The organism is Mycobacterium sp. TH-M103 (assembly GCF_057473785.1).
The window spans coordinates 18,278-28,337 of record NZ_JBYCLG010000180.1 but is presented as its reverse complement, the minus strand read 5'-3'; the positions used below and the strand labels follow the sequence as shown (position 1 = coordinate 28,337).

The 10,060-nt window shown below is 72.2% G+C and carries 4 protein-coding genes and 2 pseudogenes; 2 read left to right on the top strand and 4 right to left on the bottom strand.

Features of this window, described 5'->3' with window-relative positions; genetic code table 11:
- Together AC2VOR_RS09995 and AC2VOR_RS09990 are read left to right on the top strand one after the other, a co-directional pair.
- Positions 1-93 (top strand): annotated as a pseudogene (locus AC2VOR_RS09995) (type II toxin-antitoxin system VapB family antitoxin); the annotation flags it as partial.
- A gap of 290 nt (positions 94-383) precedes the next feature.
- Positions 384-763, top strand: a pseudogene (locus AC2VOR_RS09990) (sigma-70 family RNA polymerase sigma factor family protein); the annotation flags it as partial.
- On the opposite strand, the gene AC2VOR_RS09985 reads toward AC2VOR_RS09990, so the two are convergent.
- The 4 genes from AC2VOR_RS09985 to AC2VOR_RS09970 all read right to left on the bottom strand — a co-directional run bounded on the left by AC2VOR_RS09985 (position 760) and on the right by AC2VOR_RS09970 (position 10,055).
- Positions 760-1,275, bottom strand: a complete 516-nt coding sequence (locus AC2VOR_RS09985; RefSeq protein ID WP_369738006.1) for an MTB12 family secreted protein — start codon at positions 1,273-1,275, stop codon at positions 760-762. The pseudogene AC2VOR_RS09990 and the gene AC2VOR_RS09985 sit on opposite strands and share 4 nt — an antisense overlap.
- 32 nt (positions 1,276-1,307) lie before the next feature.
- A complete protein-coding gene (locus AC2VOR_RS09980; protein ID WP_369738005.1) occupies positions 1,308-1,832 on the bottom strand; it encodes an MTB12 family secreted protein in 525 nt (174 codons plus the stop codon).
- Between the two features lie 161 nt (positions 1,833-1,993).
- A complete protein-coding gene (locus AC2VOR_RS09975) occupies positions 1,994-5,482 on the bottom strand; it encodes a non-ribosomal peptide synthetase (protein ID WP_486963718.1) in 3,489 nt (1,162 codons plus the stop codon).
- 19 nt (positions 5,483-5,501) lie between these two features.
- On the bottom strand, positions 5,502-10,055 hold the full coding sequence (locus AC2VOR_RS09970; protein WP_369738004.1) for an amino acid adenylation domain-containing protein: 4,554 nt from the start codon (positions 10,053-10,055) through the stop codon (positions 5,502-5,504).
- Positions 10,056-10,060 lie beyond the last annotated feature (5 nt).

Here is a 10,060-nt window from a genome sequence, read left to right as displayed (position 1 = left end):
TACCTCGAGGACGGCCTGCACCGCGCGGTGCGCGCCGCGCTGCGGAACCGCACGGTGCTGCACGCCCGGGTGTTCGACATGGACCTGCGCTGAGCGGACCGGTCACGATCGGGCGCCGCCGGGTGTCGACAGGGTGAGGGTTCACCCCGCACCCCGGAGGTTCCAGGAGGATGCCATGTCCCGACTCACCGGAGTCACCGACCGCGACGCCAGGCTCGCGTTCTTCTTCACCCGGCGCATCGAGTCGTCCGGGGTTCTGCGGCAACCGGGTCTGCGCGCTGCCCGACGGGCGTCGTCCCGTGACCGCCGAGGCGTCGCTGACGGCGCGTTTCGAGGCGGCCCTGCCGCGGCTGACCGCCATCGCCTATCGCATGCTCGGCTCCGTCCACGACGGCCAGGATGTCGTCGCGCAGCGCGAGGTCGTCGGCGCATTCTTCGCGGCCGGCCGGTCCGGCGGCCTGGGCCGGCTGGTGTCGGTGTTGCATCCCGACGTGATGTTGCGCGGCGCCTTCGGCCCGGCGCCGCGGCGTTCCGTACCGAAGGCGCCTCCCCGGTCGCCGGGCCGGCGCGAAGTTACGCGGGAACCGAGCGCGAGGTGCGTGCCGCCGCAGTCAACGGCGCCGCGGGCGCGGTCGTGTTGGTCGCCGGCCGCGCGACGGCGATCATGGGGTTCGTGGTGCGCGGCGGGCGGATCACCGCGATCGACGTGCTGGCCGACCCGGCGCGGGTCGCGCGAACCGACGTGAGCGGCGTGTTGGGTTAGTCCGTCGCCGCCGCGGCCTGTATCAGGGCGATCGCGGCGTCGTGCTGCATGATCCAGGTGCCGTTCTGATTGACGAACACGAGGTGCTTGGTGACCGGACCTGCGAACTTCGGGCCGGCGATGGCCACGTCGGCCTGCGCCATGTTCGGGCCGGCCGGCGCGATGTTGGTGACGGTGAACGTCTCCGGGAAGTTTCCGTGCCGGTAGGCCTTGCGCAGGTCGTGGTCGGCGACGTGGCCCTCGTCCGGGCTGATGCCGTTCTCGACCAGGTCGTTCTTGGTCGTGTAGGACACGCCGGGATCGGTGACCTGGTTGCACAGGTTCGACAGCTGCTCCGCGGTCGGCAGGTTCTGGCCCGGCGCCGGCGACGGAGGATTCTGGGGCAGGGGCGCGGCGACCGCGGCCGGTCGCACCTGGGCCAGGTCGGCTTGCGGGGCGGCGGTAGTCGCAGCGATGCCCGCGGCTGCGCCGCCGATGAGGGCCAGAGCGGCCACGGTTGCAACGCGTTTCACGGTTTTTCCCTTCGATGGAGCCGAACGTGACTTTATGACGACTGGCCGGCGGCCTGCAGCAACTCCATCGCCGAGGAGCGCGACAGCACCCAGCCACCCTGGTTGACGAACGTGACGCTTTGGCTGACCGGCGATGTCAGCTTGGGGCCCGACACCGCCACGTCGGCCGTGGCCGAACCGGGCGCGACCGGCCGGATGTTGGTCACGTTGAACGACAGGGGCAGGTCACCGTTCTTGGCGGCCTTCTTCAGCCTCTTGTCGGCGACGTGGGCTTCCAGGCCGCTGATCCCGCCCTGGACGAGGTTGCCCTTGTCGGCGAACGAGACGTTCGGGTCGGCCAGGCTGTTCAGCACGTCCGTCAGCTGCGCGGCGGTCGGGACGGTCGCGCCCTGGGCGGGGGACGACGGGTCCTGCGGCAGGGGCGCGCCGACCGCGGCGAGCTGCACCCGGGCTGGACCGGCGGCCGGGACGGCGGCGACGGACGTCACGCCGACGGCCGCGGCGGCAAATGCCCCCAGCGCCGCCGCGCCCGTGGCGATCGATGCGAAGGTCTTCATGGTCAGGTTCCCCCTCGGTGTGTGATGGGTGGTGCCATTGTGCGCTGTGTTGCGGCCGCTTTCCCAGTGACGACGCTTTTCGTTATCGCGACGGTACCCATGTGGACGCAGGGGCAGCTGTGCTCAACCTGTGTAGCAGATTAGAACCGCTCGCCGTCCGGTCACGCTCGCGTGCGGTCGAGGGCCAGGATTTCCTCATCCGTCATCGCTGCCACCTCGAGGTAGTGGCGGGCGATGAGGGCGAGCCGACCCGGCGTGCCGCGTTGCGACTCCCGCGCGTCCAGCCGCTCGGCCAGACCGGCGACGGTCCGTGCGGCGAACAGGTCCGCGACCATGGCGTGCCCGACATCCAGCCAGTCGCGGATCCGGGCGATCGCCGTGGTCGCCAACACCGAGTCGCCCCCCAGCGCGAAGAAATCGTCGTGCACGCCCGCGGATTCCACGCCCAGCACCTCGCCGACGATCTGGGCGAGCGCCGCCTCGACGTCGTTGCGCGGGGCGCCGTCGCCGCCCTCCTGGTCCAGCCCCTCGAGCAGCGCGGCCACCGCGGGGCGGTCCACCTTGCCGTTGGCAGTCAGCGGGATTCGTTCCAGGACCACGATGCGCGTGGGAATCATGTAGTGCGGCAGCAGTTCTGCCACCGCGGCGGTGACGTCGCCGACCGGCTCCCCGGTGACCGCGGCGGCCAGCCGCGGCGCAGCGGTGCCGACGACCGCCGCGACGGCATGCCGCACTCCCGGCACGGCGCGCAGCGCGCTCTCCACCTCGCCGAGTTCGACGCGGTACCCGCGGATCTGCACCTGGTGGTCGGCCCGGCCGAGGAACTCGATCGTCCCGTCGGGCCAGTACCGCGCCAGGTCGCCCGTGCGGTACCAGCGTATGCCGTCGTGCTCGACGAAGCGCTCGGCTGTGCGTTCGGGGTCGTTGCGGTATCCCGCGGCGACGTTGGGGCCGCTGAACCACAGTTCGCCGGGGACCCAGTCGGGACAGTCGCGCCCCGCCGGCGAGGCGATCCGGCAGCGCACATTGCGCATCGGCACCCCGAACGGCACCGTCGCCCATTGCGCCGGTGGGTCGCCGACCACCTCGCACACGGTGCCGTGGACCGAGGTCTCGGTCGCGCCGCCCAGACCGGCGAACCGGCAGCCCGGAACCTGCCTGGTGAGCCTACGGGCCAGGTCCACGCCCACCCAGTCGCCGCACAGCATGGCCACGCGCAGCGAGTCGCCCAGCCGGTCCCCGCCCAGCTCCAAGATCATGTCCAGCCAGCTCGGCACGGAGCTGAGGACCGAAACCCGGTGGTGGCGAATCAGTTCCACCCAGGTGGTGGCCGCGGCCCGCTGGCCGGGATCCATGGCCACGATCGAGCCCCCCGCCGACAGCAGGCCGAAGATGTCGTAGACCGACAGGTCGAACTCGAGGGCGGCCAACCCGAGCACCCGGTCGTCGGTGCCGATGCCGAACCAGTCGTTGAGCGCGTCGATGGTGTTCATCGCCCCGCGGTGCCGGATGTCGACCCCTTTGGGCAGGCCGGTGGAACCCGACGTGAAGATCACGTACGCCAGCTCGCCGGTGTCGGGCAGGACCGGTGCCGGCAGCGACGGCGCGTGCCGTTGCGCCGCGTCGATGGGCAGGCACCGGATCGATGGGCCCATGGTCGTGCCCTCGATGGTCAGCGCCGCGACGATGTCGGCGGACTGCAGGATCTTGGCCCGCCGGCCCTCCGGCTGGTCGAATCCGATCGGCACGTAGACCCCCCCGGCGGCGAGCACCCCGAGCACGGCCAGGATCTGGTCGGGGCCCTTGGGCAGTTGAACGGCGACCGCGTCACCCCGGCGCACCCCGGCGGCGCGCAGCGCCCCGGCCACCGCCAGCGCGCGCCCGGCGAGTTCCCCGTAGCTCCACGCGCCCTCGGTGCCGGCTTCCGCACCGGGCAGGCCCCAGACCACGGCCGGCGCGTCCGGGGTTGCCGCGGCGTGTTCGAAGAATCCCTGGTGCAGACAGCGCCCGCTGACCGGGCCGTCGGTCGCGTTGACGGCCGCGCGGACGCGCGCCTGAGCGCTGGGCAGCCGCACCGCCGCCTCCGCCTCCCAGCCCGCGTCGCCGTCCGTCAGTCGCCGGACCGCCTTGGTGAACGCGGCGAACATGGCTTCGATGAGCCCCGGCGGGAAGGCCGATTCCCGCACGTCCCAGTTCAACAGCAATCCGCCACTCAGCTCGGTGATCTGGGCGTCGAGCAACACCTGGGGACCCTGCGAGACGATCCACACCGGGTCGCCGAAGGTCTCGGTCACGGTGGCCGAGAACAGTTCTCCGAGGTCGAGCGCGCTGGTGAAAACCACCGGCGCCAGCACCGGCTCGCCGCGGTGGCGGCCGAGGTCGCGCAGCACCTCGAGCCCGGAATAGGCCGAGTGCGAACCGCTTTCGTACATGCTGCGCTGGATGGCGTGGGCCCGCTCGGTCACCGAGACGTTGTCGGTGAGGTCGACCTCCAGCAGGACCGAGGAGGTGAAGTCCCCGACCACCCGCGCGATGTCGGGATGGGCCGGTTCCCGCTGGAACAGCGGCACATTGAGCAGGAATCTCGGCTGCGCCGACCACCCGCCGACGGTGTCGGCGAACACCGCCGCCAACGCCATCGCCGGCGTGATGCCGCGGGCGTGGGCACCAGCCAGCAGCCGCTGCTTGGCCTCGGGCGCCAGCCAATAGTGGTGACGCGCGGTGCGGTGCGCTGTGCCGCGGTCGGTGACCGGAAGGGTCGGCAGGTCGGGCGCGCCGGGCAGCTCGGGCAACCGCTGCTGCCACCACCGCCGGTCCCGGGCTCGCGCCGCGGCGTCGACCCGGCGTTCCGTGCGATAGCGCCGGTAGCTGTAGCCGGGCGGCTGCAGCGTCGCCCCGTTGTACATCTCGGCCAGTTCAGACACCAGGACGCGGTAGCTCATCGCGTCGCCCGCCAGCATGTCGACGTCGAGATGCAGGCGGCTGCGGTTCGGGCCGTAAAGGGTCAGCGTGACATCGAGCACCTGGGCGTCCTCGATCGCCAGGCGCTGATGCGTCTTGCGGTCGCGCAACTCGGCCAGCGCGGACCGGACAGCGTCGGGGCCGTGGCCGCGGAGGTCGAGCACGGCGAAAACCGGCCTGCCCGGTTCGGGCATCGTCTGTTGGGTCCCGTCCGGAAGGAACCGGGTGCGCAGCATGGGATGGTTGGCGACCAGACCGGACACCGCACGCTCGAGACGCTCGGGATCGACTGACTCACAGTCGAATTCGACGTATAGGTGGGTCGCGACGCCGCCGAGTTCCTGCTCGTCGGAGCGCCCGATCCAATACGCGTGCTGCATCGTGGCCAACGGGAACGGCGCGTCCTCGGGCGTGGGCTCGGCGGTGCCGGGCTCGCCGGCGCCTGCGCTGTTCCCGGCCCCGAGCAGGGCGTGCCAGGATTCGACCGTCGGCGCGTCCGCGAGCTGGGCGAAGGTGACGTCCGCGCCGCGCTTTCGCCAGCTCCCGGCCAGGGCCATCATGCGGATCGAATTCAAGCCCAGCTGGATCAGGTTGGCCTCGTCGGCGATGTCGGTCGCCGGGCAGCCGAGTTGGGCGGCGACGGCAACCCTGATCTCGTCTCTGCTCACCCGGTCGGCGCCGTCACCCATGGGTTGGCTCGCGGTCACGTCAGTCCCTTTCGTGCGGTCGATCCAGGTCGGCGGCCAGCGCGGCGGCCCCGCGCCGCCACAGCTGCGTCAGGCGGTCGATGTCGGCGGGCGCGAACAGCGCGTCGCTCCAGCGCCAGTTGGTGATCAGTTGCACGCCCTCCGGCGTCATCGCCACGAAGGCGCTGAGATTAAGGGCGAATCGCAGCGGCAGGTCGGGTTCGGGGTCATCGGGCAGCGCGTCGATGTAGGACCCGGTGAGCAGCGACCACGGCTGTTCGCTGACCCCGAGGTCGAGGCGGCCCAGATAACTGAACTGGATCTGCGGTTCGGCGGCCGCCCGCAACTCGGGCTCCCCCCGGACGTAACGCAGCAGGCCGAAGTCCAGGCCACCATTGGGGACCGCGCCGAGGTGAGCCACCACCGCCTCGAGCAGCGCCCCGGCCGCGCGCGGATCCCGCTCGGCCCGTTCGACGTCGACCGACCCGGCTCCTGCGCCCAGGCGTACGGGGTAGGCATTCGTGAACCACCCGACGGTGTTGGTCGTGTCGGTGTCGAGCACGGCATCGGCGCGTCCGTGGCCCTCGAGCGCGACGAGCGTGCCGGCGGCCGGGTCCTGACCGCGCTCGCGGCGCCAACCGGCAATGGCCATGGTGGTCGCGGTGAGCAGGAATTCTCGCACGCCTTCGTCTTTGGTGACCGCAGCGAGCATGCGCCCGGTGGTCTCGGCGTCGACGGCGACCCGGGTCACCCGCAGCGTGGACCAGGTGTCGCGGGTGGGGTCGACGGGCCGGGTCCCCAACGCCGGATCGGGCCCGCGGACCTGCTCGAGCCAATAGGCGAGCTGGTCGCGCACCTCGGCCGTCGCGGCCCGCTGCCACATCAGGTCGCACCAGCGCCGGTAGGAGGTGAATTCCGGCAGCATCTTCGGGGCGTTGCCCGCCCGCACGCAGCGCCAGGCCCCGACCAGGTCGCCCAGCATGATGTGCCAGGAGACCACGTCGACGGTCAGGTGGTGCGCGGTGAGCAGCAGCACGTCGGCGTGCTCCGCACCGGAGTACCAGACCGCGCGCACCATCGCGCCGGCGCGGGGATCGATCTCGTCCAGCACGGCCCGGGCCGAGGAGGCGATGGCCGAAACCAGCGCGGTGTCGGTGGGTTCCGCGAGTCGCACCCGGCTGAGCAGGTCGGCGGCGCGGACGGCGCCGGGCTCGCGGGTGACGAGGCGAGCGCCCGCGGCGGTGTCGACGAGGATCGAGCGCAGGGTGTCGTGCCCGTCGAGCAGCGACTGCAGCATCGACTCGATCGACGCGCGATCGATGCCGGACGGCAACCGCAGCAGGACGGTGTGGGTGAACCTCCGGTAGTTGCCGTGCTCGTAGAGCCACGACACCATCGGCAAGGGCAACACCTCGCCGTACTCCGCGCCCGGCGCCGACGCGTCCGGCGCGGGTCCCGCGTCGATCGCGGCCGCGAGTTGGCGGATCGTCGGCGCGGCGAACACCATCCGCGGGCTGAGCGTGAGTCCGCGCCGTTGCGCCTTGTGCACCAACGAAATCGCCAAGATGCTGTCCAGGCCGAACGCGAAGAAGTCGTCGTCGAGGCGGGGCACCACCCCGTTGAATTGCTCCCCGAACACCTCGCACAGCGACCGTTCGGTTTCGGTGGCGGCCGCCGTGCCGCCGCCCTCCGGTGACAGCGCGCGCCCGGCCAGCCGGTCCAACGCGTGCCGGTCCAGCTTGCCGTTGTGGTTCACCGGTAGCCGCGGCAGCGCCACGACGCGCGCCGGAACCATGTACGACGGCAGCCGCTCACCGAGCGAGGTGCGCACCAGGCCCGGATCGCCGGGCGCGGTGTCCTTCCACGCGACGAACCCGACTAAGGCAGAAGAACTTTCGCGCCGCACGACGGAAACCGCCGCGTCACCGATCGCGGGGTGGGCGCGCAGCGCGGCTTCGATCTCCCCGATCTCGACGCGGTAGCCGCGGATCTTGACCTGGGTGTCGGCGCGGCCCAGGTAGGCGTACCCGCCGTGCGGCAGGCGGCGCACCAGGTCGCCGGTCCGGTACATGCGCCGGCCGGGGCGGAAGGGGTCCGCGACGAAGCGCGTGGCGGTCAGCGCCGGCCGGCCGAGGTAGCCGCGCGCGAGCTGCGCGCCGCCCAGGTACAGCTCGCCGACGGCGCCGTGGGGCACCATGCGCAGGCCGGAATCCAGCACGTAGGCGAAGGTTCCGGCGTTGGCGGTGCCGATCGTCGGTGCCGGGTACTCACCCACCGCGGCCACGAGCGCCTCGACGGTCGCCTCGGTGGGCCCGTAGCAGTTGTAGACCGCGCCGCACACCCCGGCCGCGGGCAGGCCGCGCAGCTGTTCCCACAGTGCGCCGTCGATCGCCTCGCCGCCCAGGGCGAGCACCGCCAGGCCGTGCTTCAGCAGCCCGGCGACGCGCAGCTGTCCGAGCATCGACGGGGTGGTGTCGATCATGTCGACCCGGTGGGTGGCCATGCCCGCCACCAGCCGGTCGGCGTCGCGCATCTCCCCGGCGTCGAACAGGTGCAGGGTGTGGCCGTCGAGCAGGCCGACCAGGGGCTGCCAGGACGCGTCGAAGCTCAGCGACCAGGCATGCGCGATGCGCAGCGGGCGGCCCAGCCGCGCCACGGCCGGCCGGTAGACGCGTTCGCGGTGGTCGGCGAAATAGCTCAGCACCGCGTCGTTGGTGCCCAGCACCCCTTTGGGTTCCCCTGTCGAGCCGGAGGTGAAGATGACGTAGGCGCACTGCCCGGGATGCCGTTGCACCGTAGGCGCGACGGAGGGCGACCGCGAGATGCGCCGGGCGGTGGCGGGGTCGTCGATGACCAGGGTGGCCGTCCGCCCGCCGACCAGTCGTTCGCAGGCGGCCGTGGTGACGGCCAGGACCGGATCCGCCTGCGCCAGCATCGTGTCGATGCGGGCCTGCGGGAGCGTGACGTCGACCGGCAGGTAGGCGCCGCCGGCGGCGAGGACCGCCAGGATGGCGACGATGGACCGGGCCGAGCGCGGCAGGGTCAGCGCGACAACGGATTCCGGTCCGACGCCGCGCGCGGCCAGCTCCGCGGCCAGCCGGCAGGCCGCCGCGTGCAGGTCGGCGTAGGTATACCGCTCACCGCTTCCCGTGCTCAGCGCCTCCGCGTCCGGGGTCAGGCGTGTCTGGCGCGCGAACGCCTCCCACACCGTGGCGTGCGGCGCAGGCACCGACCGCGTGGCAAGACCGGCGGATTCGGCGCGCTCGGCGGCGGTGAGGACGTCGAGTGCGTCGGGGGCGGCGTCGCCGACCTCGGGCAGCCGCCGCAGCACGCCCAGCAGCCGCTCGCACGTCTCGTCGGGCCGAAGATAAGGCAGCGCTTCGGGAATCGCCTCGATGAGCACCACCAGCGCGTCGTCGCGCAGGTGCGCGACCACGGTCAGCGGGTAGTGCGTCAGGCTTTCCATCTCGACCGGGCGGAAGCGGGCCCCGTCGGGCGTGGTGACCTCGCGGATGGCGTCTTCGACGGGCGCGTTCTCGAACACGAACAGGCTGTCGAACAGCGCGCCGCGCCCGTGCGCCCGCTGGATCTCCGACAGGCTGAGGTAGCCGATGTCGCGCATCGCCGAGGCCTCGCGCTGCAGTCGCGCGCAGTGCCCGGCGACCGTGTCGGTCGCGACGAAGCTGTGCACGACGGGCACGGTGTTGATGAACAGCCCGACCATGCCCTCCACGCCGGGCAGGTGCTCGGGCCGGCCGGACACGACGGTGCCGAAGACGACGTCGCGGCGGTCGGTGAGCCTGCTCAGCACGACCGCCCACGCGAAGAGCACCGCGGTGTTGAGCGTGAGCCCGTTGCGGGCCGCCCAGTTCCGCAGCCGGGCCGTGTCGGCGGCGGGCAGTACCCGTTCCGCGGTGCCCGGCACGCCGTCGCGGGGGGCGACGGTGCCGTCGGCGACCATCAGCGGCGCCGACACCCCGGAAAGGTAGTCGTTCCACCGCGACAGCACCGCGGCGCGGTCCTGCCGGGCGAGCCATGCGATGTAGTCGCGGTAGGGCCGCGGCGGTAGCAGTCCGCCGGTCGATCCCCCCGCCCGGTACACGGCGAGCATCTCGGTGAAGAACACCCCGAGCGCCCAGCCGTCCATCAGGATGTGGTGGACGGTGAAGATCAACCGGCGCCTGCACTCGCCGGGCACTCGGAGCACCACGACGCGCAGGGCCGGTCCCCGGCTCAGGTCGAACGGGCGGCGTCGCTCGGACCGTGCGATGGCATCGAATTCGGTTGGTGATGCGGGGCGTTCGGTCCACGGCAGCTCGGCGTGGGCGGGCACGATCTGCACGGGCCTTTCCACGCCGCGATCCCAGAACGCGGCGCGCAGGTTCGGGTGGCGGTCCAGCATCGCGGCGGCGCTGCGGCGCAGCAATTCGACATCGACGGGCCCGTCGATGTCGACCCGCAGCTGCATGGTGTACAGGTCGATGCCGTCCTCGGCCAGCCGGTACAGCGCGAACAGCCCCTCCTGCAACGGGCTCAGGGCCAGGACGTCCTCGACCTGCGGCGGGGTCTGGTTCACCGCCA

What these genes read in the sequence shown, in the direction of transcription:
- AC2VOR_RS09980 (WP_369738005.1), bottom strand. Translation starts at nt 1,832, where the DNA reads ATGAAGACCTTCGCATCGATCGCCACGGGCGCGGCGGCGCTGGGGGCA.
- AC2VOR_RS09975 (WP_486963718.1), bottom strand. Translation starts at nt 5,482, where the DNA reads ATGGGTGACGGCGCCGACCGGGTGAGCAGAGACGAGATCAGGGTTGCC.